We start from the raw sequence: 25,322 nt of genomic DNA, 5'->3' as shown, positions 1-25,322 counted from the left end.
AAGAGAATCAGAGAGCTTCAGAGAGCTGAGGGACTTCATGGGACTTCTGGACGACCGGATCGTCCTGGTCAACGGTGGCAGCCAGGGCGTCGGTGCCGCCGTCGCGCGGGCCGCGGTCCGCGAGGGGGCGGTCGTGGCCGTCACCGGGCGGCGCCCCGAGCCCGGCGAGGCCCTGGTGGAGGAGCTGATCGCCGCGGGCGGCAAGGCCCTGTACATACGGGCCGACCTGTCGGACGCCGAGCAGGCGAAGGCCTCCGTGGCCCAGGTCGTCCAGGCGTACGGCCGTGTCGACTGCCTCGTGAACTCCGCCGGGCTGACCTCACGCGGGACGCTGCTGGACACCACGCCCGAGCTGTTCGACCAGCACATCGGGATCAATCTCAAGGGACCGTTCTTCGCCATGCAGGCGGCGGTCGCGGACATGGTGGCGCGGGAGGCGCCCGGCACGGTCGTCAACATCATCACGTCGTCGGCCCACGGCGGACAGCCGTTCCTGGCGCCGTACGTCGCCGCCAAGGCGGGGCTGATCGGGCTGACCCGCAACGCCGCGCACGCGCACCGGTGGGACCGGGTCCGGATCAACGGGCTGAACATCGGCTGGACCGCGACAGAGGGCGAGGACGCGACGCAGCGGGCGTTCCACGGAGCCGGGGACGACTGGCGTGAGCAGGCCGCGGAGAAGCTGCCGATGGGCAAGCTGGGCCAGCCGGACGAGATCGCCGACTTCGTGGTCCTGCTGCTGTCGGACCGGTCCGGGGTGGTCACCGGGTCGATCATCGATTGGGATCAGAACGTGCTCGGTGGGCTCGACTGAGGATGTGCCGCGTTCTGTGATTGGTCGTGTGCGGCGCCGCGGTGGCTGGTCGCGCAGTTCCCCGCGCCCCTGAGGGGGCGCACCAACCCTGCAACAAGGAGCAACACCCCATGCGTATCGGAATCCTCGGCCTCGGCCGTATCGGCGCCTTTCACGCCGAGACCCTGTCCGGGCTCGACGCCGTCGAGTCGCTCGTCGTCACCGACCCGTTCGCGGGTGCCGCCAAGGCCGCGGCCGAGCGGTTCGGCGCCGAGGTCGTGGACTCGCCCGAGGCCCTGCTGGCCGCCGGCGTGGACGGCATCGTCGTCGCGGCGGCGACCGACGCCCACCCGGCCCTGATCCTGGCCGGGGTCGAGGCCGGTGTCCCCGTCTTCTGCGAGAAGCCCGTCGCCAAGACCATGAGCGAGGGCGTCGAGGTGCTCAAGGCCGTCCGGGGCAGGGACGTGCCGATCCAGATCGGCTACAACCGCCGCTTCGACGCCGGGTTCGTCAACGCCCGCGCCGCCGTGCAGAGCGGTGAGCTCGGCAAGCTGCACACGGTCCGCTCGACCACACTGGACCCGGCACCGCCGCCGGCCGCGTACATCGCCGCCTCCGGCGGCATCTTCCGCGACTGCTCGGTGCACGACTTCGACATCATCCGCTGGGTGACGGGCCGTGAGGTGACGGAGGTGTACGCCGTCGGCGGCAACCGCGGCGCCGACTTCATCAAGGAGGCCGGCGACGCCGACACCACCGGCGCGATCCTCACCCTCGACGACGGCACGATCGCGGTGGTATCCAACTCCCGCCACAACGCCCGCGGTTACGACGTCCGCATGGAGATCCACGGCTTCACGGACTCCATCGCCGTCGGCCTGGAGGACAAGCTGCCGCTGCGCTCGGTCGAGCCGGGCGTGACCTTCCCGGCGGGCACCCCGCACGACTTCTTCATGGACCGCTTCACCGAGGCCTATCGCGCCGAACTGACCGCGTTCACCGAGGTCGTCGCGGGCACCCGCCCCTCCCCCTGCACGATCGAGGACGCTCTGGAGGCGGGCTGGATCGCCGACGCGTGCACCCTGTCGCTGCACGTGCACCGTCCCGTGACCATCGAGGAGGTACGGGCGGTCTGACATGGAGGTCGCCGCGGCTCACGCACCGCGCCAGACGTTGGCGAACGCCTCGTCCTCGATGGTCCGCCGACGGCGGACGGCGTCCAGCTCCGTCACGGCGTCGACCACCGCGGCGAGCACGCTCTGGGACGCGTCGTCGGGCACCGGGAGGTCCTCGGGCACCTCGTCGCGCACCCCGACGGCGGCCGCGAGTGTGGCGAGCACCGGCTCGTCGGTCGCCCGGCGGTGCCGGGCGCGCTGCCGGGCAGGGGACTCGACCGGTGTCGGCCAGGTGGTGCTGCGGAAGGGGAGCCAGGAGGCCCGGGGCCGTGCGACGAGCCCCTCCGCCTGGAGGACGGTCATGTACTCCGCGGCCAGTCCACGGCCCCTGCGCCACAGCCAGTCCTCGATCGGCTCGTGCGGCGCCTCGCGCACGAGCGCCGTCGCGGCCCGCTCCAGCAGAGGGTCGTCGAGGGGCGGCGCCGGGCGGGGCACGATGCGGTCCCCGTCCAGCGTCACCGCTTCGGCACCGAGCAAGTCGATCACCTCGGCACCGGCCAGCCCGAGCGACAGGTCGCCCTGCGTCACCGGCCGGCCGGTGGCCGCGTCCATCGCCACGATCATCAGGTCGCGTGCTGTACCCATCACCGCTCCCCTCGAAGGCACTGATCACGCTACGCCGCTGCCGCCCACGGGGCGAACAGGATCTTTGTGCACACTGTCGACGCACGAGCACCGTCCCGTCACGAACGAGGAGGAATGGCAGGCATGAGCGAACCAGGCCGGGAACCCCTGCGCATAGGACTGCTGGGAGCCGCGCGGATCACCGAACACTCCCTGATCGACCCGGCCCGGGCGACCGGCCACCGCCTCGTCGCGGTGGCCGCCCGCGACCGTGCCCGCGCCGAGGCGTTCGCCGCCGGGCACGGCGTGGAGCGGGTGGCGGGGTCGTACGCCGAACTCGTGGCCGATCCCGAGATCGACGTCGTCTACAACCCGCTCGCCAACGGCCTGCACGGCCCGTGGAACCTGGCCGCCCTCGCGGCGGGCAAGCACGTCCTGTCGGAGAAGCCGTCGGCGAGCAACACGCAGGAGGCGGCGGAGGTACGGCAGGCCGCCCAGAAGGCCGGGACGGTCTTCATGGAGGCCTTCCACTACCTCTTCCATCCCGTGACCCGCCGCCTGCACGAGCTGCTGGCCTCGGGTGAACTCGGCGAACTGCGGCACGTCGAGGCCATGGTCGCCATCGCCGCACCGCCGGACACCGACCCGCGCTGGTCGCTGCCGCTGGCCGGCGGCGCCCTGATGGACCTGGGCTGCTACGGCCTGCACGCGCTGCGGATGCTGGCCCCCTGGGCGGGCGGCGCACCGCGCCTGGCCGGGGCCCGGGGCGGGGAGCGGTCGGGCGCGCCCGGCGTCGACGAGTGGCTGGACGCCGATCTGGAGTTCCCCGGCGGCGCGACGGGCTCCGCCCGCTGCCACATGGCGTACGACGGGCTGGACATGAGCATCCGGATCGTCGGCTCCCGGGGCGAGGCGACGGCCCCGAACTTCGTGCTGCCCCAGAGGGACGACCGGATCGTGGTCCGCACGCGGGAGGGCGAGCGCACGGAACGGCTCGGGACGCGCTCGTCGTACACGTACCAGCTGGAGGCGTTCGCCGCCCGGGTGCGGGACGGTGCTCCGCTGCCGCTGGACGCGGACGACGCGGTGACCACGATGGAGCTCATCGACGACTGCTACCGCGCGGCCGGGTTCGAGCCCAGGCCGCGTACCGGCGTCTGACAACACTGAAGCCGTGCCGCCTCACAGCGGCACGGCTTCGGCACTTGCGCTCACGCGTACAGCGCGGGCTTCTCGACGAGTTCGACCTCGACCCGGCCGCCGTCCTCCAGCGCCCGTACGCCCGCCTCGCACACGGCCGCCGCGGCGTAGCCGTCCCAGACGCCCGGGCCGGTGACCTCGCCGCGCCGGGTGGCGTCGACCCAGGCCTGGATCTCGTGGTCGTAGGCCGTCTCGAAGCGTTCGGTGAAGTCCTGGGCGATGGTGCCGCCCCAGCGGCCGGCCATGTTGGTGACCAGGGCGTGGCCGTCGCCGATGCGGGCGGTGCCGCGTTCGCAGACCACCTCGGCCTGGACCTGGTAGCCGAAGCCGCAGTTGACGAAGATCTCCACGTCGGAGAGGGCGCCGCCGTCGGTCTCGAAGACGACGAACTGCGGATCGCGCAGCCCGTCGGGGGCGTTGACGGACGGGGTCGGGCGCAGCACCGTGACGGCCGTGATCTCGTGGCCGAGCAGCCAGCGGGTCGCGTCGGCCTCGTGGGCGACGGAGTCGGTGACGAGCATGGTGCTGGTGAAGAAGGGCGGGCTGGCCGCGTTGCGGTGCCGGTTGTGCACCATCAGCGGGCGGCCCAGCTGGCCGGTTGCCAGCAGGGCCTTCAGCTTCGCGTACTCGGGGTCGTAGCGGCGCATGAAGCCGACCTGGACCCGGCGGTGGCCGAGGCGCGTTTCGGCTTCGAGGACGCGCAGGGCGGAGGCCGCGTCGGGGGTGAGCGGCTTCTCGCACAGGACGGGCAGGTCGTGCTCGAAGGCGGCGAGCAGGGTGGCCTCGTGGGCCGGGCCCGGTGAGGCGATCAGGACGGCGTCGACGTCGGCCGCCGTCATCGCGGCGGCGGGGTCCGTGTAGGCGGTGCAGCCGTCGACGCGGGCGGCGACGGCTTTCGCGCGCTCCGCGTCGACGTCCACGACGGCTGTGACCCGTGCTCCGCTGGTGACTTCGTGGATGCGGCGCACATGGTCGGCGCCCATCCTTCCGGTACCGATGACCGCGACTCCAAGGGTGGTGGCGCGCTCAGTCATGGCCGTCCTTTCGGGTCGTCAGGCGCCGCAGGACCTCAGGAACTTACGGGTGCGCACCGCGATCGGCAGCGGCTTGTCCGGCTCGCAGGGGTACATGTCCTGCTCGACGATGGCGAAGAGGTCCACGCCGAGCTTCTGCGCGGCCGTCAGGACCGGGCCCAGCTCAGGGACACCGGCGGGCGGTTCGCACATCACACCGCGCTGCACGGCGGGGCCGAACGGGATCTCGTTCTTGACGACGTCGGCGAGGATGTCCGGGTCGACCTGCTTGAGGTGCAGATAGCCGATGCGCTCGCCGTACGTCTCGATCAGCTTGACGCTGTCGCCGCCGCAGTAGGCGTAGTGCCCGGTGTCCAGGCAGAGGTTGACCACGTCGGAGTCGGTCGAGTCGAGGAACTGCTCGACGTGCTCCTCGGTGTCGATGTGGGTGTCGGCGTGCGGGTGGACGACGATGTCCAGGCCGTACTTGTCCTTCACCTCACGGCCGAGGCGCTCCATGCCCGTGGTGAGGTTGCGCCACTGCTCGGTGGTGAGCTCTGGGGCCTCCAGGATCTCGGCGGTCTTGTCGTCGCGCCAGAAGGACGGGATGACGACGAGGTGCTCGGCGTTCATCGCCTGGGTGAGCGCGGCCACGTTGCTGACCTGCTCCCAGGTGGACTCCCACTCGGAGGGGCCGCGGTGCAGACCGCAGAAGATGGTGCCGGCGGAGACCTTGAGGTTCCGCTTGGTCACCTCGTCGGTGAGCCGGGCCGGGTCGGTCGGCAGGTAGCCGTACGGGCCGAGTTCGATCCACGAGTAGCCGGCTTCGGCGACCTCGTCGAGGAAGCGGACCCAGGGCACCTGCTGGGGGTCGTCGGGGAACCAGACGCCCCAGGAGTCGGGGGCGGAGCCGACCCGGATGCGGTCGAGCGCGAGGGCCATGTCAGGACTTTCCTTCCGAAGACGAGGCTACGGGGGCGGTGAGGTCTCCCGCCTCGGGGAGCTCTTCGACGTCGACGCCGCGTACCTGCGCCAACTCGTGCTTGAGGGAGGCCAGTTCGGTACCGCCGGCCATGTGGTTGGTCAGCTCCTCGAGGCTGACCTCGCTGCGGGAGGCGGACAGTTCCATGGTGCCCAGGCGCAGCACGCTGAAGTGGTCGCCGACCATGTAGGCGTGGTGCGGGTTGTGGGTGATGAAGATGACGCCCAGGCCCTTCTCGCGGGCGGCGGCGATGTACTTCAGCACGACACCGGACTGCTTGACGCCGAGGGCGGCGGTCGGCTCGTCGAGGATCAGGACGCGGGCGCCGAAGTAGACGGCGCGGGCGATGGCCACGCACTGGCGCTGGCCGCCGGAGAGCGTGCCGATGGGCTGCTCCATGTCGTCCAGGACGATGCCCATGTTGCGCAGTTCCTCGTCCGCGGTCTTCTTCATCTTCTCGATGTCGAGACGGCGGACCGGCCAGGGGCCCTTGGTGATCTCGGAGCCGAGGAAGAAGTTGCGCCACACCGGCATCAGCGGGACGACGGCGAGGTCCTGGTACACCGTGGCGATGCCCTTGTCGAGGGCCTCGCGCGGGGTGGAGAAGCGCACCGGTGCGCCGTCGACGAGGAACTCGCCCTCGGTGTGCTGGTGCAGCCCGGAGATGATCTTGATGAGGGTGGACTTGCCGGCGCCGTTGTCGCCGAGGACGCAGGTCACCTTACCGGGGTGGACGGTGAGGTCGACGCCGTGCAGGGCGCGGATGTTGCCGTAGGACTTGCCGGCGCCCTTGAGTTCGACGAGAGCGGCGTCCTTGGTGGCGGCCTCGTCGGTGGCGGTTGCTTCGCTGGTCATTGCGGTCACCTCCGGGTCGCCGTGCGCTGGACCCACAGATTGATGAGGACGGCGCCGAGGAGCATCACGCCGAGGAAGGCCTTGAACCAGTCGGGGTTCCAGCCGGCGTAGACGATGCCCTGCTGCACCATGCCGAACATGAAGGCGCCGAAGACCGGGCCGATCGCGGAGCCGTAGCCACCGGTGAGCAGGCAGCCGCCGATGACGGCTGCGGCGATGTAGATGAGCTCCTGGCCCACGCCCTCGCCGGACTGCACGGTGTTGAAGGAGAACAGCTGGTGCATGCCGACGAACCAGGCGCCGAAGCCGACCAGCATGAACAGGGAGATCTTGGTGAAGGTCACCGGGACTCCGACGGCCCGGGCGGAATGCTTGTTGCCGCCGACCGCGAAGATCCAGTTGCCGTACTTGGTGCGCAGCAGCACCCAGGTGGCCAGGGCGGCGAAGACCAGCCACCACACCACGGTGATCTTGACGTTGACCCCGCCGACGTTGAAGGTCGAGGCGAAGAGCTTCTGCGCCTGGGTGAAGCCGTCCATGTCGCTGATGTCGTCGGTCGCCACGTTCTCGGTGACCAGCTTGGTGACGGCGAGGTTCACGCCCTGCAGGATCAGGAAGGTGCCCAGGGTGACCAGGAAGCTCGGCAGGCCGGTCTTGACCAGCAGCCAGCCGTTGAACGCGCCGATCGCGAGCGACACGAGCAGGGCGACGATCACGCCCACCCAGACGTTCAGGGTCAGCTGGTAGCTGAGCATCGACGCGGTCAGCGCCGAGGTGATCACGGCGACACCGGCCGAGAGGTCGAACTCGCCGCCGATCATCAGCAGGGCCACGGGCAGCGCCATGATCCCGATGGTCGACGACTGGTACAGGATGTTGGCCATCGAGCTGCCGTCGCGCACCGGCGGCGCCGCGAACAGGAAGAACACGAGCACGGCGACGGCGCCGAGGAAGACGCCGACCTCGGGCCGGGCGAGCAGCCGCAGCGCCAGCGGGCGCTGCCGCGTCCGGCCGTCGGACTGCTTCTGGCCGGGGGCCGGCGGTGTGTCCACCGCCGGCGTGGCCTGCTGGGTCATGCTCATCACCGGTTGCCCTTCGCGGCGAACTCCCCGATCTTGTCGACGTTCGACTTGTCGACGAAGGCCGGGCCGGTCAGCACGGGCTGCTCACCGCCACCGCTGTAGTTGCCGTTGTTCTTGTAGAGCCACAGGCCGTCCACCGCCAAGTAGCCCTGGAGGTAGGGCTGCTGGTCGACGGCGAACTGGATGTCGTCGCCCTTGATGGCCTTGATGAGGTCCTTGTTGAGGTCGAAGGTGGCGACCTTCGCCTTGCTGCCGGCGTCGCCGACCGACTGCACCGCGGTCAGCGCGAAGGGGGCGCCGAGGGTGACGACGTAGTCGATGGAGGGGTCCTGCTTGAGCTTGGCGGTGATCGTCGACTTCACGCCCGGCATGTCGGTGCCGTTGACGTTCTGGGTGTCGAGCTTGCCGTCGAAGGTCTTCTCCACGCCGTCGCAGCGCTGGGTCAGGCCAACGTTGCCCTGCTCCTGGACGACACAGAGGGCGTGCTTGGCGCCGACCTCGTTGAGCTTCTTGCCGAAGGCCTCGCCGGCGACGGACTCGTCCTGGCCGAAGAACTCCAGCATGTTGAGCTTCTTCCAGTCGCTCAGGCCGGAGTTGAGGCCGACGACGGGTATGCCGGACTTCTCGGCCTTGCCTATGACGCCCTTGAGCGCGTCGGGCTTGGCGAGGGTGACGGCGATGCCGTCGACCTTCTGGTCGATCGCGTTCTGGACCAGGTTGGCCTGGTTGCCCGCGTTCGGGTCGGCGGAGTAGACGAGCTTGATGTTGTCCTTGGCAGCCGCGGCCTCGGCACCCTTGCGGACGGTGTCCCAGAAGGTGTCGCCCGGCGCCTGGTGGGTGACCAGGGCGACGGTCATGCGCGGCGTGGTCGCCTTGCCGGCGGAGGCGTTCGCTGCGCCTTCCTCGGCACCCTTGCCCCCGGAACTGCTGGAGCAGCCGGCGAGAGTCAGGGCCGCTGCCGCGGCCACGGCGACGACGGGCGCGATCCTGCGGGAGCGGGGGTGAGAAGAGCGGTCCATCTTTCCTGGCACCTCACTGTGCTACTGCGGGGGAAAGGGGAGGGGATCACGAAGGGATCCGTGGTCCCGGAGCCTTACGGAGTCCGGATCATGATGCCGCAAACAGACTGTGGCGATGCCACGGGATCCAAGTCCCTGCCGCGCCCGCTGTCAATACTTTGTTAAGACATCATTTCACAAGCAGGTCCGAATGTAAGTACAAACTATTGACAGCGCCGCCCTCCGCGACCTACACCTGAGGGGCGGCAGGTCCCATGGGTCCACGCCCCCACCGTGTCAGGGCGCCCCGGGACCCGCATCCCCAGCTTCCCGAGGAGGTCGCGCATGGCCGGGCCGGCACAGTATTTCGACTTGATCACGATGGGCCGCATCGGAGTCGACCTCTATCCCCTGCAGACCGGCGTCTCCCTGGACCGTGTGGAGACGTTCGGGAAATTCCTGGGAGGTTCGGCGGCCAATGTGTCGGTCGCGGCGGCCCGCCTGGGACGCCGTACGGCGGTGATCACCCGCACCGGCGACGACCCCTTCGGCACCTATCTGCACGAGGAACTGAAGTCCTTCGGCGTCGACGACCGCTGGGTCACCCCGGTCGAGGCGTACCCCACCCCGATCACGTTCTGCGAGATCTTCCCGCCGGACGACTTCCCGCTGTACTTCTACCGCCGCCCCAAGGCCCCGGATCTGGAGATCCACACCGACGAGCTGGACTTCTTCGCGATCCGCGGGGCCCGCATCTTCTGGATCACCGGCACCGGCCTGAGCGAGGAGCCGAGCCGCTCCGCCACGCTCGCCGCCCTCAAGGCCCGCGACAAGTCCGGCATCACCGTCTTCGACCTCGACTGGCGGCCGATGTTCTGGCGCGACCCGGACGAGGCCCGCCCGTACTACCGCGAGGCGCTGCGCCACGCCACCGTCGCGGTCGGCAACCTCGACGAGTGCGAGATCGCCACCGGCGTGCGCGAACCGCAGGCCTGCGCCGACGCGTTGCTGGAGGCGGGCGTGGAGCTGGCCGTCGTCAAGCAGGGCCCCAAGGGCGTGCTCGCCGTGCACCGCGACGGCACCCGGGCCGAGGTGCCGCCGGTGCCGGTCGAGGTGGTCAACGGCCTGGGTGCGGGCGACGCCTTCGGCGGCTCGCTCTGCCACGGTCTGCTCGCCGGCTGGGACCTGGAGAAGATCATGCGCCACGCCAACGCCGCCGGCGCCCTCGTCGCCTCCCGCCTCGCCTGCTCCTCCGCGATGCCGACCGAGTCCGAGGTCGCGGACCTCCTCGCCGAGGCGTCGTCGGCGAGCACGAGCCTCTGAAACGGAGCCCGCAATTGAACATCGGCATCCCCGACCTCACCACGGTCAGAGCCCGCAACCCCGAGGCGGTCGCGGAAGCGGCCGCCCGCCGGGTGCGCCGCCCGCTGATCGGCGACAGCGGCCGGCTGATGATCGTGGCCGCCGACCACCCGGCGCGTGGAGCCCTCGGGGTCGGCGACCGGCGCCTGGCCATGGCCAACCGCGCCGATCTGCTGGAACGGCTCTGTGTCGCGCTGTCCCGGCCCGGCGTGGACGGGGTACTCGCCACCGCCGACATCCTGGAGGACCTGCTCCTGCTCGGGGTGCTGGAGAACAAGGTCGTCATGGGGTCGATGAACCGGGGCGGACTCGCCGGGGCCTCCTTCGAGATGGACGACCGTTTCACCGGTCACCGCGCCGAGGACATCGCCCGGCTGCGCTTCGACGCGGGCAAGCTCCTGGTGCGCATCGACTACGACGACCCGGGCTCGCTGACCACCCTGGAGTCCACGGCCCGTGCCGTCGACGCCATGGCGGCACACCGGCTCCCCCTGTTCGTGGAGCCGTTCATCTCCCGGCGGGTCGACGGACGGGTCCGCAACGACCTGTCCGCCGACGCCGTCACCCGGTCCGTCGCCATCGCCTCGGGCCTGGGCGGCACCTCCGCCTACACCTGGCTGAAGCTGCCCGTCACCGACGACCCGGACGACATGGCCGAGGTGCTGGAGACCTCCACGCTGCCCGTCGTCCTGCTCGGCGGCGAGGTGGGCGAGGACCAGGAGGGCGCCTACGAACGCTGGCGCAAGTCCCTGCGCCTGCCCACCGTCCAGGGCCTGGTCGTCGGGCGTTCGCTGCTCTACCCGGCCGAGGGCAGCGTGGAACAGGCGGTGGACACGGCCGTCGGCCTGCTGTGATGCAAGAGGCACCTGCTGTGATTCAAGTGGCACCTGCTGTGATCCGAAAGGCACGCACACGATGACGTATCACCTTCCCGCGGGTAAGGCCCTCGGCGGCCCCTACATCGTCGACATCACGCCCGAGAAGGCCGGCTGGGGCCACTCCAGCCTGCGGATCCTCGAGCTGCCGCCGGGCGGCACGCACTCGTTCGAGACGGGCGAGAGCGAGTGGATCGTCGTCCCGCTGAGCGGCGGCTGCACGGTCGCCGCGGCGGACGACTTCAGCCAGGACACCTTCGAACTCCGGGGCCGCCCGGACGTCTTCAGCGGCGTCAGCGACTTCGCCTACGTGCCGCGCGACGCCCGGGCGACCGTGACCTCCGCCGCCGGCGGCCGGTTCGCGCTGACCGGCGCGCGCTGCTCCCGCCGGCTGCCCGCCCGCTACGGGCCGGCCTCCGACGTGCCCGTGGAGCTGCGGGGCACCGGGAACTGCTCCCGGCAGGTCAACAACTTCGGCGCGGCGGGCGTGTTCGAGTGCGACAAGCTCATCGCGGTCGAGGTGATCACGCCGGGCGGCAACTGGTCGTCGTTCCCGCCGCACAAGCACGACGAGCACCGGCCGGGCGAGGAGTCCGTGCTGGAGGAGATCTACTACTTCGAGTTCGCCGGTCACGACGGCACGCCGGGCCTCGGCTACCAGCGGGTCTCGCCGTCCGGGCAGGGCCAGGGCACGGACGTGCTGGCCGAGGTCCGCGACGGCGACGTCGTCCTCATCCCGGACGGCTGGCACGGGCCCTCGATGGCCACGCCCGGCCACCACATGTACTACCTCAACGTCATGGCGGGCCCGGAGGCCGATCGCGCCTGGCTGATCTGCGACCACCCCGACCACGCCTGGGTCCGCGACACCTGGCCCAACCAGCCGGTCGACCCCCGGCTCCCCCTCTACACCGCCCCGGAGACCTCCGCATGAACGCCCGCACCCGCCGACTGACGACCGCCCAGGCCCTGGTGCGGTTCCTGTCCGCCCAGTACACCGAGCGGGACGGCGTGCGGCGCCGGCTGATCGCCGGGACCTGGGGCATCTTCGGCCACGGCAACGTGGCGGGCGTCGGCCAGGCCCTCCTGGAGGCCGGCGAGGACGTCATGCCGTTCCACCAGGGCCGCAACGAGCAGTCCATGGTGCACGCCGCGGTCGGCTACGCCCGGCAGCTGAACCGCCTGTCCGCGCAGGCGGTGACGACCTCGATCGGCCCGGGCGCCACGAACCTGGTCACCGGTGCGGCCCTGGCGACGATCAACCGGCTGCCGGTGCTGCTGCTGCCCGGCGACTACTTCGCCTCGCACGCCCCCGACCCGCTGCTCCAGCAGCTGGAACACCCGGTCGAGGCGGATGTGTCGGTCAACGACACGCTGCGCCCGGTGTCGCGGTACTTCGACCGGATCACCCGCCCGGAGGCGCTGATCCCGTCGGCGCTCCAGGCCATGCGCGTGCTGGCCGACCCGGCCGAGACCGGCGCCGTCACCCTCGCCCTGCCCCAGGACGTGCAGGCGGAGGCGTACGACTGGCCGGAGGAGTTCTTCGCCGAGCGCGTCTGGTACGTACGGCGTCCCGCGCCGGACCCGGTGGAGCTGGCGGCGGCCGTCGAGGCGATCCGCTCGGCCGGGCGACCGCTGATCGTCGCGGGCGGCGGCGTCCACCACAGCGAGGCCGAGGAGGCGCTCAAGGCGTTCGTGGAGGCCACGGGCATCCCGGTCGCCTCGACCCAGGCCGGCAAGGGCTCGCTGCGCCACGACCACCCCGCCGACCTCGGCGGCATCGGCCACACCGGCACGGCGGTCAGCGACGACCTCGCCCGCACCGCCGACCTCGTGATCGGCGTGGGCACCCGCTACACCGACTTCACCACGGCCTCCGGCACGCTCTTCCAGCACCCGGAGGTGCGGTTCCTCAACCTCAACATCACCGGCTTCGACGCGCACAAGCTGGCCGCCCGGACGCTGGTCTGCGACGCGAGGTCCGGCCTGGAGAAGCTGCTGGAGGCGCTCTCAGGCCACCGGGTGGGCCAGGAGTACGAGGCGGAGTACCGCTCCGGCAAGGACCGCTGGGACGAGGTCGTCGAGGCCGTCTACCGCGCCGACGACGAGAACGCCGTGCCGACCCAGACACAGGTGCTCGGCGCGCTGGACGCGGCCGTCGGCGACGACGACGTGGTGATCAACGCCGCCGGCTCGCTCCCCGGCGACCTGCACAAGCTGTGGCGCTCCCGCAGCCCGCGCCAGTACCACCTGGAGTACGGCTACTCCTGCATGGGCTACGAGATCCCGGCCGGCATCGGCGTCCAGCAGGCCGCCCCGGGCACCCCGGTCTGGGCGCTGGTCGGCGACGGCACCTACCTGATGATGCCGACGGAGATCGTCACGGCCGTCCAGGAGGGCCTGCCCGTCAACATCGTCCTCATCCAGAACCACGGCTACGCCTCCATCGGCGGTCTCTCGCAGGAGACCGGCGGCGAGCGCTTCGGCACCGCCTACCGCTTCCGGGCCGCCGACGGCACCTTCACCGGCGCCCCGCTCCCCGTCGACCTGGCGGCCAACGCCGCCAGCCTCGGCATGGACGTGCTGCGCGCCAAGACCGTGCGCGAGCTGCGCGAGGCACTGGCCGCGGCCCGCGCCTCCGACCGGCCGACGTGCGTCTACGTCGAGACCGACCCGGCTCCGACCGCTCCCCCGGCCGAGGCCTGGTGGGACGTGCCGGTGGCCGAGACCGCCTCCCGCGAGGCCGCCGTAGAGGCCCGCGAGCGCTACGACCGCCAGGTCGCCGGACGCCGCCGCCACCTCTGAACTCCCCGCTGACATCAGGCTCCACGAAAGGCCCCGCACACGATGAACACCATCACCCACTGGATCGACGGCAAGCCCGTCGAGGGCACCTCAGGCCGCTTCGGCCCCGTCTACAACCCGGCCACCGGCGCCCAGGAGAAGCAGGTCGCCTTCGCGACCGTCGACGAGGTGGACGCCGCCGTCGCCTCCGCCAAGGCCGCCTTCGAGTCCTGGGGAGAGTCCTCGCTCGCCAAGCGCACGGCGATCCTGTTCAAGTACCGCGAGCTGCTGGACGCCCACCGCGACGAGATCGCCGAGCTGATCACCGCCGAGCACGGCAAGGTGCACTCCGACGCGCTCGGCGAGGTCGCGCGCGGCATGGAGATCGTCGAGCTCGCGTGCGGGATCTCCGTCCAGCTCAAGGGCGAGCTGTCCACCCAGGTCTCCACCCGGGTCGACGTGGCCTCGATCCGCCAGCCGCTGGGTGTGGTCGCGGGCATCACGCCGTTCAACTTCCCGGCGATGGTGCCGATGTGGATGTTCCCGCTGGCCATCGCCTGCGGCAACACCTTCGTGCTGAAGCCCTCCGAGAAGGACCCGTCGGCCTCCTTCAGGCTCGCCGAACTCGCCTCCGAGGCCGGGCTGCCCGACGGCGTCCTGAACATCGTGCAGGGCGACAAGGTCGCGGTGGACCGCATCCTGGAGCACCCGGACATCGAGGCGGTCTCCTTCGTCGGATCGACCCCGATCGCCAAGTACATCCAGCTGAAGGCCGTCGAGCACGGCAAGCGGGTGCAGGCCCTGGGCGGCGCCAAGAACCACATGCTCGTCCTGCCCGACGCGGACCTGGACCTCGCCGCCGACCAGGCGATCAACGCGGCGTACGGTTCGGCGGGCGAGCGCTGCATGGCCGTGTCGGTCGTGGTCGCGGTCGGCGAGATCGGTGACGAGCTGGTCGGCCGGATCGCCGAGCGGGCGAAGAGCCTGAAGATCGGCCCGGGCAACGACCCGGCGTCGGAGATGGGCCCGCTGATCACCCGCGAGCACCGCGACAAGGTGGCGTCGTACGTCTCCTCGGCCGCGGGGCAGGGTGCCGAGGTCGTCGTGGACGGCACGGGCTTCTCGGTCGACGGCCACGAGGACGGCTTCTTCCTCGGCGTCTCGCTGCTGGACCGGGTGCCGCTGACGGCGGACGCGTACCGGGACGAGATCTTCGGCCCGGTGCTGGCCGTGGTGCGCGCGGAGACGTACGAAGAGGCCATCAAGCTGATCAACGACTCCCGCTGGGGCAACGGCACCGCGATCTTCACCCGGGACGGCGGCGCCGCCCGCCGCTTCCAGCTCGAGGTCAAGGCGGGCATGGTCGGCGTCAACGTGCCGATCCCGGTCCCGGTCGGCTACCACTCCTTCGGCGGCTGGAAGGACTCGCTCTTCGGCGACCTGCACATCTACGGCAACGACGGCATCGCCTTCTACACCCAGGGCAAGGTCATCACCACCCGCTGGCCGGACCCGTCCGACGGCGGTATCAACCTCGGTTTCCCGAGCAACTCCTGACACCCGGAGGGGGGTTCATCCATGGCGAAGACCGGTGACCGGGCCCGCACCACGGCCGCCCCTGCGCTCAGCTCACTGGACTTCGCCCTGGACCGGGGCAGTCCCGTGCCGCTGTACCACCAGCTCGCGCAGCAGTTGGAGGCCGCGATCGAGCACGGGGTCCTCACCCCGGGCAACCTCCTGGGCAACGAGGTCGACCTCTCCGTGCGCCTCGGCCTGTCCCGCCCCACCGTCCGCCAGGCCATCCAGTCCCTCGTCGACAAGGGGCTGCTGGTCCGGCGGCGCGGGGTGGGCACACAGGTGGTGCACAGCCAGGTCAAGCGCCCGCTGGAGCTGAGCAGCCTCTACGACGACCTGGAGGCGGCCAAGCAGGGGCCCACCACCGAGGTCATGCGCAACGAGGTCGTCCCGGCCTCCTGCGACGTAGCGGCCGCGCTCGGCGTCGCGGAGGGCAGCGAGGTCACGGCCCTGGAACGGCTGCGCCGCACACACGGCCAGCCGGTCGCCCTGCTGTGCAACTACCTGCCGTCCGCCCTGCTGGACCTCGACAGCGCCCGCCTGGAGTCGACGGGCCTGTACCGGATGATGCGCTCGGCGGGCATCACCCTGCACAGCGCCCGCCAGACGGTCGGCGCCCGCGCGGCCACCGCGGAGGAGGCCGCCCGCCTGGACGAGCAGGAGGGCGCGGCGCTGCTCACCATGCAGCGGACGGCGTACGACGACACCGGGCGCCCGGTCGAGTACGGGACGCACATCTACCGGGCGTCGCGCTACACGTTCGACTTCCAGTTGCTGGTGAGGCCTTGAGACGGTCCTACGAGCGGCTCCCCCTGCGCAGCATCCGGCTGAACGGTGTGTCAGGGCGCTCCAGGCGCTCGCCGTCCAGCGTGATGTCCACGACCTCGTTGAAGAAGGCGACGCGCCCCTGGACCGCGGCCACCGCGGGCAGCGGGGCCGCGTAGCTCCAGACGATGTCGGGCGGCACGTCGCCCTCGCCGCGCCAGGACCAGTACTCGGCGGTGCCCTTGTAGGGGCAGCCGGTGCTGTGGTCGGTGGCGTCGAACAGGTCGAGGCGGACGTCCTCGCGGGGGAGGTAGTACCGGGTCGGCAGGGAGGTCTCGAAGAGCAGGACGGGGTCGCGGGTGTCGGCGACGACCTGCCCGTCGATCTCGACCCGGACATGGCGGCTGCTCGGCAGCGCGTCCACGCGTTTGTGCGGGTCACGAGGGTGGATGAAGATCTCCTCGTCCTCCTCGTACCAGTGGTCGAGGCCCGTGTCGGTGCGCAGGAACCACTCGAAGGCGATGTGGCCGGCGAGGTCGTCGGCGGGGAACGTCCAGGCCGCGTTGTCGCGCACCTCGCCCTCCGCGTCGAGGTCGTAGAAGATCCGGGAGCCGGTGTGCTTGCCGGTGGGCGGGTTCTTCGCCGGGCGGAGGAGGTCGGTGCGGACGTCCGCGTGCGGGAAGACGTACTGCGGCACGGGCAGGTGCGGCTCCCAGACGAGCACGGGGTGCCGGCTGTCGACGACGGTGACGTCGCCCTTGCGGCCGCGCACCCAGCGCTCGCTGGGCTCCCACATGAGGCCTTCGGGGGTGGTCCTGATCGACGGGGCGGCGGTGTGGGCCGGGCGTGTGGTCATGGCCGGTGCTCCTCGGGGAGGTCCGGATGTCCGTTCCCCTCCACGGTCCCACGGTCGCGGGCGACGGCGCCGAGCCGGGCGGGAAAGCCGCACTAAGCTGGAGAGACCCGACATCAGGCCGCGAGGCGCTCGTGATGGCAGGAGAGAGGCGAGGGCAGCATCCCAGGCAGCCGCAGCTGCCCGACCTGCACGTGCGCCTGCGTACCGAGCTGGGCCGGATCGACGAGCAGTTGCGCGCCCTGCTGGACGCCATGGACCGGATGCAGGGCCTGCTGGGCGCGGTGGTGGCCATCAGCCGGGAGGTGGAGCTGACCGCGGTGCTGCACCGCATCGTGACCACCGCCATGGACCTGGTCGGCGCCCGCTACGGCGCGCTGGGCGTGCTCAACGCCTCCGGAGAGCGCCTGGAGGAGTTCATCACCGCCGGGCTGTCCGAGCGGGAACTCGACGACCTGGCCGGCACCGACCTGCCTCGCGGTCTGGGCGTCCTGGGCCACTTGATCAGCCACCCCGAGCCTCTGCGGCTCGACGACATCCCGGCCCATCCGTCCGCCGTCGGCTTCCCGCCCGGCCATCCGCATCTGCGGACGCTGCTCGGAGTCGCCATCAGCGTCCGCGGCGAGATCTACGGCGATCTGTACCTCGCCGAGCGGCGTGACGGACAGCCCTTCGACATCCATGACGAGAACGTCGTCACGGCCCTGGCCAGCGCCGCCGGGATCGCGATCGAGAACGTCCGTCTGTTCGAACAGGTGCGGGTCGGAGCCGAGCAGTTCCAGCGGCTTCTCCTGCCCGCGCTGCCCGACCTGCGGCCCTTCACCGCCGCCGCCGTCTACCGGCCGGCCGCCGAGCCCAGCAAGCTCGGAGGGGACTGGTACGACGCGGTCCCCCTGTCCGGCGGCACCGTGGCGGTCGTCATCGGGGACGTGGTCGGCCACGATCTGAAGGCCGCGGCCGCCATGGCCTCCACCCGCAACATGCTGCGGGCCCTGCTGTTCGACCGGGGCAGTACGCCCGGCGCGCTCCTGGCCCGGCTCGACCGCATACTCCAGGCCATCACGACCAACCCCGTCACCACCACCGCCCTGGCCCGCATCGAACCGGAGGGACCGGGCTGGCGCGTTCACTGGAGCTCGGCGGGCCATGTCCCGCCCCTGCTGATCACCCCCGACGGGCAGGCGGAGTACCTGATCGCCGATCCCGGACTGCCGCTCGGGGTCGACCTCGAGGAACCCCGCCCCGACCACTCCCGGTTCCTCCCTCCGGACACCACCGTGGTCTTCTTCACCGACGGGCTGATCGAACATCCCGCCCATTCCATCGACGAGAGCCTGGACGAGCTCGCCGTGCTCGCCACCGCCCATGCGCATCGCCCCCTGCGGGAGTTCGTGCGCGCGCTGGCCGATCACCACCCGAGCGACGGTCACGACGACATGGCCGTCCTCGCGCTGCGCACCCCGCCCGCCTGAGGCCCCCGCGCCCCGTAGCGGGGCCGGACACCCAGTTCAACGGTGCCGTGGAAGGTCCTGGGGATCCGACGGATGATGGTCGAGGGGATGTCGAAGCGGAGGTCCCCGATGGCGGTCGCGCGGCGTGCCCGGGTCCGGCGCGGTGGCTCGCTCGCCCTGGAGATCTGCGCCGTCGCCGCGCTCTACTACGGCTCGGCCGAGCTCGGACTGCTCCAGCAGCAGGTGCGTGGCCAGGTCACTCCCCTGTGGCCGCCGAGCGGCATCGCGCTGGCCGCCCTGCTGCTGCGCGGGCCGCGGGTCTGGCCGGGGATCGCACTCGGGGCGTTCCTGGTCAACATCGCGCTGGGGCCGTCGTTCCTGGCCGTACTCGCGATCGCGGCGGGCAACACGCTCGCGCCTGTCTGCTCGTACGCCCTGCTCCGCCGCGCCGGGTTCCGCAGCGGGATGAACCGCCTGCGTGACGCCCTCGCGCTGATCTTTCTCGGCGCGTTCACCGGCATGCTGGTCAGCGCCACGGTGGGCACCGGGACGCTCGTCCTCACCGGGGTGCTGGACGCGGGCGAGTTCTGGGCGACGTGGTCGGTCTGGTGGACCGGCGACGCGGTGGGCGTCCTGGCGGTCACACCGGTCCTGCTGCTTCTCCGCTCGGCGCGCCGTCCCCAGGGCGCCCCGCTGTCGCGATGGGTGGAGGGGATCCTGCTCGTGGCGGGCACGATCTGCGTCGGCTTCGTGGAGACCAGCGCCACGCCGCTTCTGTTCCTCGGCTTCCCGCTGCTGGTCTGGGCGGCCTTCCGCTTCGGGCTGGCCGGGGCCGCGCCCTGTGCCCTCGCCGTGTCGACCTTCGCGATCATCGCGGCCGCGCAGAACACGGGCCCGTTCGCCGGTCGCGACCTCTTCACCAACATGATCACCCTGCAGGCGTTCAACGGCTCCGTCTCGCTGACCGCGCTCCTGCTCGGAGCGGCGGTCAACGAACGCGCCCAGACCGAGCGGGAGATCGCGCTGGCGTGCGGACAGCTCGCCGAGATGGTCACGAAGATCGCGGCCAGTGACCGCCGCCCCGCTCTTCCCGCCGGTGAGGGTGAGCGGGAAGCGCGGGACACGGCCCCGAAATGACGAAGGGCCCCGCCCCACCGAAGTGGAGCAAGGCCCTGCCCGGGGAGAATTCCCAGGCACTCTGTCGGGACGACAGGATTTGAACCTGCGACCCCTTGACCCCCAGTCAAGTGCGCTACCAAGCTGCGCCACGTCCCGATGCGCGCCCACTCGCGGTGAACCGCGTGATCGCGCGAACAGCACTTTACCCCACACCCCTGGCCGCGCCGAAAACGGCCCGGGCGGGACAATCGGCGTATGGGCAGCACAGGAAGCACGGGACAGACGGGAAGCACCTCCGCGGACCGGTCGGGCGACGCCCGGGACCGCGACAGCGAGGGGCGGGCACGCAACGCCCGGCCGCGGGACGGTCTCGGGCGGCCCCTGCCGTACGGCACGGACGGTGTGCCCCGGCAGCCCGAGGGCGTGGTCCGCACGCCGCAGGAGACCGTCGCCGAGGCGCAGCGGCTGCTGGACGAGGGGAAGCCGTTCCACGCGCACGAGGTCTTCGAGGACGCCTGGAAGTCGGGCCCCGACGCGGAGCGGGAGCTGTGGCGCGGTCTCGCCCAGCTCGCCGTGGGCCTCACCCACGCCGCCCGCGGCAACCTCACGGGCGGGGCACGGCTGCTGCGACGCGGAGCGGGCGCGATCGAGGCGTGGGCCGCCGGCTCCGGGCAGCCGCTGCCGCACGGCATCGACCTCGAGGGCATCGCCGCCTGGGCCAGGGAACTGGCCCAGGACGTGGAACGGGACGGCCGGGCCGTGGACGCGGGGGCTCGGGCGCCTCGGCTTCGGGGGGCGGGCACGGGGCGCTGACCAGACGCGCTGACCAGCCGGACGCGGTGCGGGGGCTGTCGGTGGCGTGCGGCAGACTCGGGGTGTGCGAAAGATTCATGTCATCGGTATCGGCGCGGGCGACCCCGAGCAGCTGACCCTGCAGGCGGTCAGGGCGCTGCGGAGCACGGACGTGTTCTTCATCCTGGACAAGGGCGAGGTGAAGGCGGACCTCACCCGGCTGCGCCGGGACATGCTCGACACGCACCTGCCGCAGGGGACGTACCGCGTCGTCGAGGCGCGCGACCCGGAGCGGGACCGGGCCGCCGACGGCGCGGCCTACTCCCCCGCCGTCGGGGACTGGCGCAGCGCCCGCGCCGACATCTACGAGCGGCTGATCGCGGAGGACCTCGGCGAGGAGGAGACCGGCGCGTTCCTGGTGTGGGGAGACCCTTCGCTGTACGACAGCACGCTGGGGATCCTGGAGGAGGTGCTGGGGCGGGGCGCGGTGGCGTTCGAGTACGACGTCGTCCCCGGCATCAGCAGCGTCTCGGCGCTCGTCGCCCGGCACCGGACGGGTCTCAACCGCATCGCCCGGCCCGTGCAGATCACCACCGGGCGACGGCTCGCGGAGGGCTTCCCGGAGGGCGTGGACGACGTGGTGGTGATGCTCGACGCCCAGCAGACCTTCCGGCAGTACGCGCAGGAGGACGCCGACATCTACTGGGGCGCCTATATCGGCACTCCGGACGAGATCCTCGTCTCCGGCCCGATCGCCGAGGCGGCGCCCCGCATCGAGCGGTTGCGTGCCGAGGCCCGCGAGCGCAAGGGCTGGATCATGGACACGTATCTGCTGCGCAGGCACCCCCGCGACTGACCGGGCTATCGTCCGGACATGGAGTCCGTGCGGGCCGTACTGATCGACATCGACGGGGTGCTCACCGTCTCGTGGCGGCCCTTGCCCGGGGCCGTGGAGGCGCTGCGGGAGGTCCGGGAAGCCGGGCTCGCCGTCCTGCTGGTCACCAACACGACCTCCCGTACGCGGGCTTCGATCGCCGGGACACTGGCGGACGCGGGGTTCCCGGTGTCCGCCGAGGACATCCTGACCGCCCCCGCGGCCACCGCCACCTATCTCGCCGAGCACTGTCCCGGCGCCCGGTGCGCCCTGCTGAACAGCGGCGACATCGAGGAGGACCTCGACGGTGTGACCCTCGTGGACGCGGCGGGCACCGGGACCGCGCCGGATGTCGTGCTGGTCGGCGGGGCCGGTCCCGAGTTCGGCTGGGCGGCGCTCGACCGGGCCTTCGGGCATCTGCAGCGCGGGGCCCGGCTGGTGGCGATGCACCGCAACCTGTACTGGCGTACGGACGAGGGGCTGCGGCTGGACTCCGGTGCGTTCCTGGCCGGTCTCGAGCAGGCCGCCCGGGTGGAGGCCGAGATCACCGGCAAGCCGGCGCGGGCGTTCTTCGAGGCGGCGCTCGCCCGGGTGGGCGCGGGGGCGGGCGAGGCCGTGATGGTGGGCGACGACGTCGAGTCCGACGTGCTCGCGGCGCAGCGGGCCGGTGTCACCGGGGTCCTCGTGCGGACCGGCAAGTTCCAGCCGGAGGCGCTCCGGGCCGCCGACGGCACGCCCGACCACGTGATCGACTCCTTCGCGGACCTCCCGGCGCTGCTGCGGGGCTCCGCGCAGCGGTAGGTGCCGGTCAGCGGAGCAGGAGTTGCAGTCCGCCCACGATCGTCGCCGCGATGACCAGCTGCTCGAAGAGCCGCTGGTTGATCTTGTGCACCGCCCACTTGCCGAAGAGCGCACCGGGCACGACGAACACCACGAGCGCCAGGTCGAGGAGCAGGGAGCGGCCGTCGATCAGGCCGAGGCCGGCGCTGAAGGGCAGCTTGGAGACGTTGACGATCAGGAAGAAGAAGGCCGACGTGCCGAGGAAGCCGAGCTTGCGGAAGCCCGCGGAGAGCAGGTACATCGACATCACCGGGCCGCCCGCGTTGGCGACCATGGTGGTGAAGCCGCCGAGGACGCCGTAGGAGCGGGCCTTGGCCCGGCCCGCCCGGCTGGTGACCGAGTCCGGTTGCTCCTCCGCGTCCGCCGTACGCCGACGCCACACGGTCACGGCCGCCATCAGCAGCAGGATCGCGCCGATCGAGGTCCGTACGATCGCGTCGTCGGCCCACATCAGGAACACCGTGCCGACGACGACGCCCGCGGCGACCGCCGGGAACAGCCGCCACAGGGTGGGCCAGTGGGCGTGCCGCCGGTAGGTGGCGACGGCCAGCAGGTCTCCGGCGATCAGGACCGGCAGCAGGACGCCGGTGGAGGCGCGGGCGGGCAGCACCGCGGCGAAGATGGCGAGGCTGACCGTGTTGGCCCCGCTCACGGCGGTCTTCGAGAAACCGACGAGGAAGGCCGCGAAGGCGAGTGCGGCGAACTCCCAGCCGGTGATGTTCCAGAGCGTCATCGTGTCCATGCGAACACTGATGCTATGTGCAACGAACGGGGCGTCGCAGTGCCGTCTCGCCTGGTGGCCCGGGGGCGTCGGGCTACGCCCGTTCGACCAGAAGCGCACTCCCCTGCCCGACCCCGACGCACATCGTCGCCAGCCCCCGCCCCGCCCCCGTACGCCGCATGCGGTGGAGCAGCGTCGTCAGGATGCGGGCGCCCGAGCAGCCCAGGGGGTGGCCGAGGGCGATGGCGCCGCCGCTCGGGTTGACCAGGTCGGGGTCGATGCCGAGCTGGTCGACGCAGGCCAGGGCCTGGGCCGCGAAGGCCTCGTTGAACTCGGCCTCCTCCAGGTCGCCGACGCTCCAGCCGGCGCGGGCGAGTGCCTTGCGGGTGGCGGGGACCGGGCCGATGCCCATCACGTCGGGGTGGACACCGGCGGAGGCACCGGCGACGTAGCGGCCCAGGGACTGAAGGCCCAGCTCGTTCAAGGCCTCCTCGCTGACCAGGAGGAGGCCGGCGGCGCCGTCGTTCATCGGGGAGGCGTTGCCCGCGGTGACCGTGCCGCCGTCCCGGAAGACCGGCTTCAGCCGGGACAGCTTCTCGTAGGAGGTGTCCTCGCGGACGCACTCGTCGGTGTCGACGACCACGCCGTCGGGGCGTTCCACGGGCAGGAGTTCGTCGTCGAAGTGGCCATTCTTGCGGGCGAGGGCGGCGCGTTGGTGGCTGCGCAGGGCGAAGTCGTCCTGGCGTTCGCGCGCGATGCCGTACCGCGCGGCGACCTCCTCCGCCGTCTCGCCCATGGACAGCAGGCCGTGCAGGTCCCGCATCGCGGGGTTGACCAGGCGCCAGCCGAGGCGGGTGTCGACGGTCTCGATGCGGTGGGGCAGGGCCTCGTCGGGGCGGGGCAGGACGAAGGGGGCGCGGCTCATCGACTCGGAGCCGCCCGCGATCACGATGTCGGCCTCGCCGGCGGCGATGGTGCGGGCGGCCGTGGTCACGGCCTCCAGGCCCGACGCGCAGAGCCGGTTGACCGTGGCCCCGGGGACGGACTCGGGAAGGCCGGCGAGCAGGGCGGCCATGCGGGCGACGTTGCGGTTGTCCTCGCCTGCCTGGTTGGCGGCGCCCCAGTAGACGTCGTCGACGCGGGCCGGGTCCAGCGCGGGCACGTCGCCGACCAGGGCGCGGACCACGGTCGCGGCGAGGTCGTCGGGCCGCACCGCGGAGAGGGCTCCCCTGAGCTTGCCGATGGGGGTGCGGCGGGCGGCCGCGAAGTGGACGGGACGCACGAGAGGCTCCTCACACCGCACATTAATTAGCACTGCTAGTTTCGGACTATAGTCCCTCGCCCTGCCGCCTGTGAGGATTCCGGGGGCACACGGGTCCGGGGCGGGCATCGCCGCAGGTCGGCACGTCGCTCCGGGGCCTGGTCGCGAGCGTCACGGGTCGCGTTTGCACCAGTGCGCCCGGGGCACCCGCGCGTTCATGGAGTGGTTGCGGAGCGCCGCCTGCGTGGACGAGGACCCCGAGTTGTTCTTTCCCGTGGGCACGGCGGGCCCGGCCCTGCGGGACGTCGCGGCCGCGAAGCGGATCTGCGCGCGCTGCCCGGTGACCGACCAGTGCCTGAGCTTCGCGCTGAGCAGCGGCCAGGCCTCGGGCGTGTGGGGCGGGACCTGCGAGGAGGAGCGCGACGCACTGCTCCGGACGACGAAGAACGACGCGAGAAGGAGAAGCACCCTATGACGGCCGTGAGGAGCACCCTGCCCGACGAGGCCCGCCGGGTCTCCTGCGAGGCACTCCAGGACACCCTGGTCGATCTGCTCGGACTCTCGCTGATCGGGAAGCAGGCCCACTGGAACATCGTCGGCCCGCGGTTCCGGTCCATCCACCTCCAGCTCGACGAGGTGGTGACGGCCGCGCGGAACTTCGCCGACACGGTCGCGGAGCGGTCCGCGGCGCTCGGTGTGCCGCCGGACGGCCGGCCGGAGACCATCGCCAAGACGTTCACGCTGCCCGCCCCCAAGGAGGGCTGGGTGCGTGACTCGGACGCCGTGCAGGTGTTGGTGGAGTCCCTCCAGGACGCCGTCGGCCGGCTGCGCGAGCGCATCGACGCGACCGAGAAGGCGGACCTGGTCACCCAGGACCTGCTGATCAGCATCACCGCGGAGCTGGAGAAGCAGCGGTGGATGTTCGACGCCGAGAACTTCCCCCGCGAGGGCTGACCGGCGCGCACACGTACGTACGGAAGGGGCACCCGATGACCGACGCCCTCGAACTCGACGCGCTGTGGGAGGACTTCCACCGCGTGGTGAACATGACGTCGCAGGAGCTCGCGGCCTGGTTGCGGATGCGGGACGCCGACGAGAACGCGGAGCCGCTGCCCGACCAGGCGGGGAGCGAGACCGGACAGCACGTCCTGGCGATCCTCCAGAAGCGGCGCACCGACCTGACCGAGGACGATCTGCGGGTGATGCGGAACGTCGTGGACAGGGTCACCTCGCAGGTGGACCTGGAGAACGAGCCGTTGCCCGAGGTGACGGCCGAGGACACACGCCGCCGGCACCGGCTGATGACAGTCGGCCACGATCCGCTGAAGGCGTAGCGGAGAGCCGCCGGTAGCGCATCGCGCCGGCCACCGCCCGTGCCCCCGCACGAG

General features: G+C 71.5%; 26 protein-coding genes and 1 tRNA gene. 17 read left to right on the top strand and 10 right to left on the bottom strand.

Annotated elements, in window-relative coordinates; genetic code table 11:
* Nucleotides 1-37: 37 nt before the first annotated feature.
* Nucleotides 38-814: an SDR family oxidoreductase gene (locus OHU35_RS36660; protein WP_405508354.1), complete on the top strand. Its 777-nt coding sequence runs from the start codon at nt 38-40 to the stop codon at nt 812-814.
* A gap of 110 nt (nt 815-924) precedes the next feature.
* Nucleotides 925-1,929 (top strand): Gfo/Idh/MocA family oxidoreductase, encoded by a 1,005-nt coding sequence (locus tag OHU35_RS36655; protein ID WP_405508353.1) that lies wholly within the window; start codon nt 925-927, stop codon nt 1,927-1,929.
* An 18-nt stretch (nt 1,930-1,947) separates the two neighbouring features.
* On the opposite strand, the gene OHU35_RS36650 is transcribed toward OHU35_RS36655, so the two are convergent.
* Nucleotides 1,948-2,553, bottom strand: a complete 606-nt coding sequence (locus OHU35_RS36650; RefSeq protein ID WP_189725953.1) for a GPP34 family phosphoprotein — start codon at nt 2,551-2,553, stop codon at nt 1,948-1,950.
* A 123-nt stretch (nt 2,554-2,676) separates the two neighbouring features.
* Between OHU35_RS36650 and OHU35_RS36645 the strand changes: the two genes are divergently transcribed.
* The gene (locus OHU35_RS36645; protein WP_405508351.1) at nt 2,677-3,693 is read left to right on the top strand and encodes a Gfo/Idh/MocA family protein; all 1,017 of its coding nucleotides are present in this window, start codon (nt 2,677-2,679) and stop codon (nt 3,691-3,693) included.
* 50 nt (nt 3,694-3,743) lie between these two features.
* On the opposite strand, the gene OHU35_RS36640 is transcribed toward OHU35_RS36645, so the two are convergent.
* The 5 genes from OHU35_RS36640 to OHU35_RS36620 are packed head-to-tail and all read right to left on the bottom strand — an operon-like array spanning nt 3,744 to nt 8,683.
* A complete protein-coding gene (locus OHU35_RS36640; protein ID WP_189725955.1) occupies nt 3,744-4,766 on the bottom strand; it encodes a Gfo/Idh/MocA family protein in 1,023 nt (340 codons plus the stop codon).
* An 18-nt stretch (nt 4,767-4,784) separates the two neighbouring features.
* On the bottom strand, nt 4,785-5,687 hold the full coding sequence (locus OHU35_RS36635; RefSeq protein WP_189725956.1) for a sugar phosphate isomerase/epimerase: 903 nt from the start codon (nt 5,685-5,687) through the stop codon (nt 4,785-4,787).
* Nucleotide 5,688: 1 nt separating this feature from the next.
* Complete coding sequence (locus OHU35_RS36630) at nt 5,689-6,582, bottom strand: ATP-binding cassette domain-containing protein (protein ID WP_229873097.1); 894 nt, start codon at nt 6,580-6,582, stop codon at nt 5,689-5,691.
* 5 nt (nt 6,583-6,587) lie between these two features.
* Entirely contained in the window at nt 6,588-7,664 is a 1,077-nt protein-coding gene (locus OHU35_RS36625; RefSeq protein ID WP_405508349.1) for an ABC transporter permease, read from the bottom strand.
* Entirely contained in the window at nt 7,664-8,683 is a 1,020-nt protein-coding gene (locus tag OHU35_RS36620; protein WP_189725959.1) for a sugar ABC transporter substrate-binding protein, read from the bottom strand. Before OHU35_RS36620 ends, OHU35_RS36625 begins: the two co-directional genes overlap by 1 nt.
* Before the next feature lie 324 nt (nt 8,684-9,007).
* Between OHU35_RS36620 and iolC the strand changes: the two genes are divergently transcribed.
* The 6 genes from iolC (at nt 9,008) to OHU35_RS36590 (ending at nt 16,047) form a co-directional block, all read left to right on the top strand.
* On the top strand, nt 9,008-9,985 hold the full coding sequence (gene iolC / locus OHU35_RS36615) for a 5-dehydro-2-deoxygluconokinase (protein ID WP_359889672.1): 978 nt from the start codon (nt 9,008-9,010) through the stop codon (nt 9,983-9,985).
* A 14-nt stretch (nt 9,986-9,999) separates the two neighbouring features.
* Nucleotides 10,000-10,878, top strand: a complete 879-nt coding sequence (locus tag OHU35_RS36610) for a deoxyribose-phosphate aldolase (protein ID WP_233878806.1) — start codon at nt 10,000-10,002, stop codon at nt 10,876-10,878.
* A 61-nt stretch (nt 10,879-10,939) separates the two neighbouring features.
* Nucleotides 10,940-11,833, top strand: coding sequence for a 5-deoxy-glucuronate isomerase (gene iolB / locus OHU35_RS36605; protein WP_189725962.1), 894 nt, complete (start codon nt 10,940-10,942; stop codon nt 11,831-11,833).
* Nucleotides 11,830-13,704, top strand: a complete 1,875-nt coding sequence (gene iolD, locus OHU35_RS36600) for a 3D-(3,5/4)-trihydroxycyclohexane-1,2-dione acylhydrolase (decyclizing) (RefSeq protein ID WP_189725963.1) — start codon at nt 11,830-11,832, stop codon at nt 13,702-13,704. The genes iolB and iolD overlap by 4 nt, the downstream gene beginning before the upstream one ends.
* A 42-nt stretch (nt 13,705-13,746) precedes the next feature.
* On the top strand, nt 13,747-15,240 hold the full coding sequence (locus OHU35_RS36595) for a CoA-acylating methylmalonate-semialdehyde dehydrogenase (protein WP_189725964.1): 1,494 nt from the start codon (nt 13,747-13,749) through the stop codon (nt 15,238-15,240).
* Nucleotides 15,241-15,261: 21 nt separating this feature from the next.
* Nucleotides 15,262-16,047, top strand: coding sequence for a GntR family transcriptional regulator (locus OHU35_RS36590; RefSeq protein ID WP_189725965.1), 786 nt, complete (start codon nt 15,262-15,264; stop codon nt 16,045-16,047).
* 7 nt (nt 16,048-16,054) lie between these two features.
* Here the strand turns inward: OHU35_RS36590 and OHU35_RS36585 are convergent, their stop codons facing one another.
* Nucleotides 16,055-16,879: a DUF427 domain-containing protein gene (locus OHU35_RS36585; RefSeq protein WP_405508345.1), complete on the bottom strand. Its 825-nt coding sequence runs from the start codon at nt 16,877-16,879 to the stop codon at nt 16,055-16,057.
* 134 nt (nt 16,880-17,013) lie between these two features.
* Here OHU35_RS36585 and OHU35_RS36580 point away from each other — a divergent pair, with 134 nt between their 5' ends.
* Together OHU35_RS36580 and OHU35_RS36575 are read left to right on the top strand one after the other, a co-directional pair.
* Nucleotides 17,014-18,348, top strand: coding sequence for a PP2C family protein-serine/threonine phosphatase (locus OHU35_RS36580; RefSeq protein WP_229873098.1), 1,335 nt, complete (start codon nt 17,014-17,016; stop codon nt 18,346-18,348).
* 87 nt (nt 18,349-18,435) lie between these two features.
* Nucleotides 18,436-19,464 (top strand): MASE1 domain-containing protein, encoded by a 1,029-nt coding sequence (locus tag OHU35_RS36575; protein WP_405508343.1) that lies wholly within the window; start codon nt 18,436-18,438, stop codon nt 19,462-19,464.
* 64 nt (nt 19,465-19,528) lie between these two features.
* On the opposite strand, the gene OHU35_RS36570 is transcribed toward OHU35_RS36575, so the two are convergent.
* Nucleotides 19,529-19,602: transfer RNA gene (locus tag OHU35_RS36570), tRNA-Pro, on the bottom strand.
* Nucleotides 19,603-19,701: 99 nt separating this feature from the next.
* On the opposite strand from OHU35_RS36570, the gene OHU35_RS36565 reads away from it, so the two are divergent.
* The 3 genes from OHU35_RS36565 (at nt 19,702) to OHU35_RS36555 (ending at nt 21,913) form a co-directional block, all read left to right on the top strand.
* Nucleotides 19,702-20,259 (top strand): DUF309 domain-containing protein, encoded by a 558-nt coding sequence (locus OHU35_RS36565; protein ID WP_359889656.1) that lies wholly within the window; start codon nt 19,702-19,704, stop codon nt 20,257-20,259.
* 64 nt (nt 20,260-20,323) lie between these two features.
* Nucleotides 20,324-21,094 (top strand): precorrin-6A synthase (deacetylating), encoded by a 771-nt coding sequence (gene cobF / locus OHU35_RS36560; RefSeq protein ID WP_359889653.1) that lies wholly within the window; start codon nt 20,324-20,326, stop codon nt 21,092-21,094.
* Nucleotides 21,095-21,112: 18 nt separating this feature from the next.
* Complete coding sequence (locus OHU35_RS36555; protein WP_405508340.1) at nt 21,113-21,913, top strand: HAD-IIA family hydrolase; 801 nt, start codon at nt 21,113-21,115, stop codon at nt 21,911-21,913.
* A 7-nt stretch (nt 21,914-21,920) separates the two neighbouring features.
* Here OHU35_RS36555 and OHU35_RS36550 read toward each other — a convergent pair whose 3' ends face one another.
* Nucleotides 21,921-22,694 (bottom strand): sulfite exporter TauE/SafE family protein, encoded by a 774-nt coding sequence (locus tag OHU35_RS36550; protein ID WP_405508338.1) that lies wholly within the window; start codon nt 22,692-22,694, stop codon nt 21,921-21,923.
* A 73-nt stretch (nt 22,695-22,767) separates the two neighbouring features.
* On the bottom strand, nt 22,768-23,955 hold the full coding sequence (locus OHU35_RS36545) for a thiolase family protein (RefSeq protein WP_189725971.1): 1,188 nt from the start codon (nt 23,953-23,955) through the stop codon (nt 22,768-22,770).
* Between the two features lie 196 nt (nt 23,956-24,151).
* On the opposite strand from OHU35_RS36545, the gene OHU35_RS36540 reads away from it, so the two are divergent.
* Genes OHU35_RS36540 through OHU35_RS36530 form a run of 3 tightly spaced genes read left to right on the top strand, consistent with a single transcriptional unit; the run spans nt 24,152 to nt 25,268 of the window.
* Nucleotides 24,152-24,409 carry a WhiB family transcriptional regulator gene (locus OHU35_RS36540; protein ID WP_189725972.1) on the top strand — a complete coding sequence of 86 codons (258 nt, stop codon included), beginning with the start codon at nt 24,152-24,154 and terminating at the stop codon, nt 24,407-24,409.
* Entirely contained in the window at nt 24,406-24,888 is a 483-nt protein-coding gene (locus OHU35_RS36535; protein ID WP_405508337.1) for a Dps family protein, read from the top strand. The genes OHU35_RS36540 and OHU35_RS36535 overlap by 4 nt, the downstream gene beginning before the upstream one ends.
* A 35-nt stretch (nt 24,889-24,923) precedes the next feature.
* Nucleotides 24,924-25,268 carry a DUF3140 domain-containing protein gene (locus OHU35_RS36530; protein WP_189725974.1) on the top strand — a complete coding sequence of 115 codons (345 nt, stop codon included), beginning with the start codon at nt 24,924-24,926 and terminating at the stop codon, nt 25,266-25,268.
* Nucleotides 25,269-25,322: the final 54 nt, after the last annotated feature.

Origin of the sequence: Streptomyces purpurascens (genome assembly GCF_045040895.1) — a bacterium.
GTDB classification, from domain to species: domain Bacteria; phylum Actinomycetota; class Actinomycetes; order Streptomycetales; family Streptomycetaceae; genus Streptomyces; species Streptomyces purpurascens.
This window is presented reverse-complemented; position numbering and strand designations above follow the sequence as displayed.

What these genes read in the sequence shown, in the direction of transcription:
- OHU35_RS36535 (WP_405508337.1), top strand. Translation starts at nt 24,406, where the DNA reads ATGACGGCCGTGAGGAGCACCCTGCCCGACGAGGCCCGCCGGGTCTCC.
- iolD (WP_189725963.1), top strand. Translation starts at nt 11,830, where the DNA reads ATGAACGCCCGCACCCGCCGACTGACGACCGCCCAGGCCCTGGTGCGG.
- OHU35_RS36620 (WP_189725959.1), bottom strand. Translation starts at nt 8,683, where the DNA reads ATGGACCGCTCTTCTCACCCCCGCTCCCGCAGGATCGCGCCCGTCGTC.
- OHU35_RS36530 (WP_189725974.1), top strand. Translation starts at nt 24,924, where the DNA reads ATGACCGACGCCCTCGAACTCGACGCGCTGTGGGAGGACTTCCACCGC.
- OHU35_RS36645 (WP_405508351.1), top strand. Translation starts at nt 2,677, where the DNA reads ATGAGCGAACCAGGCCGGGAACCCCTGCGCATAGGACTGCTGGGAGCC.
- OHU35_RS36580 (WP_229873098.1), top strand. Translation starts at nt 17,014, where the DNA reads ATGGCAGGAGAGAGGCGAGGGCAGCATCCCAGGCAGCCGCAGCTGCCC.
- OHU35_RS36640 (WP_189725955.1), bottom strand. Translation starts at nt 4,766, where the DNA reads ATGACTGAGCGCGCCACCACCCTTGGAGTCGCGGTCATCGGTACCGGA.
- OHU35_RS36590 (WP_189725965.1), top strand. Translation starts at nt 15,262, where the DNA reads ATGGCGAAGACCGGTGACCGGGCCCGCACCACGGCCGCCCCTGCGCTC.
- OHU35_RS36630 (WP_229873097.1), bottom strand. Translation starts at nt 6,582, where the DNA reads ATGACCAGCGAAGCAACCGCCACCGACGAGGCCGCCACCAAGGACGCC.
- iolB (WP_189725962.1), top strand. Translation starts at nt 10,940, where the DNA reads ATGACGTATCACCTTCCCGCGGGTAAGGCCCTCGGCGGCCCCTACATC.
- OHU35_RS36555 (WP_405508340.1), top strand. Translation starts at nt 21,113, where the DNA reads ATGGAGTCCGTGCGGGCCGTACTGATCGACATCGACGGGGTGCTCACC.
- OHU35_RS36550 (WP_405508338.1), bottom strand. Translation starts at nt 22,694, where the DNA reads ATGGACACGATGACGCTCTGGAACATCACCGGCTGGGAGTTCGCCGCA.
- iolC (WP_359889672.1), top strand. Translation starts at nt 9,008, where the DNA reads ATGGCCGGGCCGGCACAGTATTTCGACTTGATCACGATGGGCCGCATC.
- OHU35_RS36540 (WP_189725972.1), top strand. Translation starts at nt 24,152, where the DNA reads ATGGAGTGGTTGCGGAGCGCCGCCTGCGTGGACGAGGACCCCGAGTTG.
- OHU35_RS36655 (WP_405508353.1), top strand. Translation starts at nt 925, where the DNA reads ATGCGTATCGGAATCCTCGGCCTCGGCCGTATCGGCGCCTTTCACGCC.
- OHU35_RS36660 (WP_405508354.1), top strand. Translation starts at nt 38, where the DNA reads ATGGGACTTCTGGACGACCGGATCGTCCTGGTCAACGGTGGCAGCCAG.
- OHU35_RS36595 (WP_189725964.1), top strand. Translation starts at nt 13,747, where the DNA reads ATGAACACCATCACCCACTGGATCGACGGCAAGCCCGTCGAGGGCACC.
- OHU35_RS36575 (WP_405508343.1), top strand. Translation starts at nt 18,436, where the DNA reads ATGTCGAAGCGGAGGTCCCCGATGGCGGTCGCGCGGCGTGCCCGGGTC.
- OHU35_RS36635 (WP_189725956.1), bottom strand. Translation starts at nt 5,687, where the DNA reads ATGGCCCTCGCGCTCGACCGCATCCGGGTCGGCTCCGCCCCCGACTCC.
- OHU35_RS36585 (WP_405508345.1), bottom strand. Translation starts at nt 16,879, where the DNA reads ATGACCACACGCCCGGCCCACACCGCCGCCCCGTCGATCAGGACCACC.
- OHU35_RS36625 (WP_405508349.1), bottom strand. Translation starts at nt 7,664, where the DNA reads ATGAGCATGACCCAGCAGGCCACGCCGGCGGTGGACACACCGCCGGCC.
- OHU35_RS36650 (WP_189725953.1), bottom strand. Translation starts at nt 2,553, where the DNA reads ATGGGTACAGCACGCGACCTGATGATCGTGGCGATGGACGCGGCCACC.
- OHU35_RS36565 (WP_359889656.1), top strand. Translation starts at nt 19,702, where the DNA reads ATGGGCAGCACAGGAAGCACGGGACAGACGGGAAGCACCTCCGCGGAC.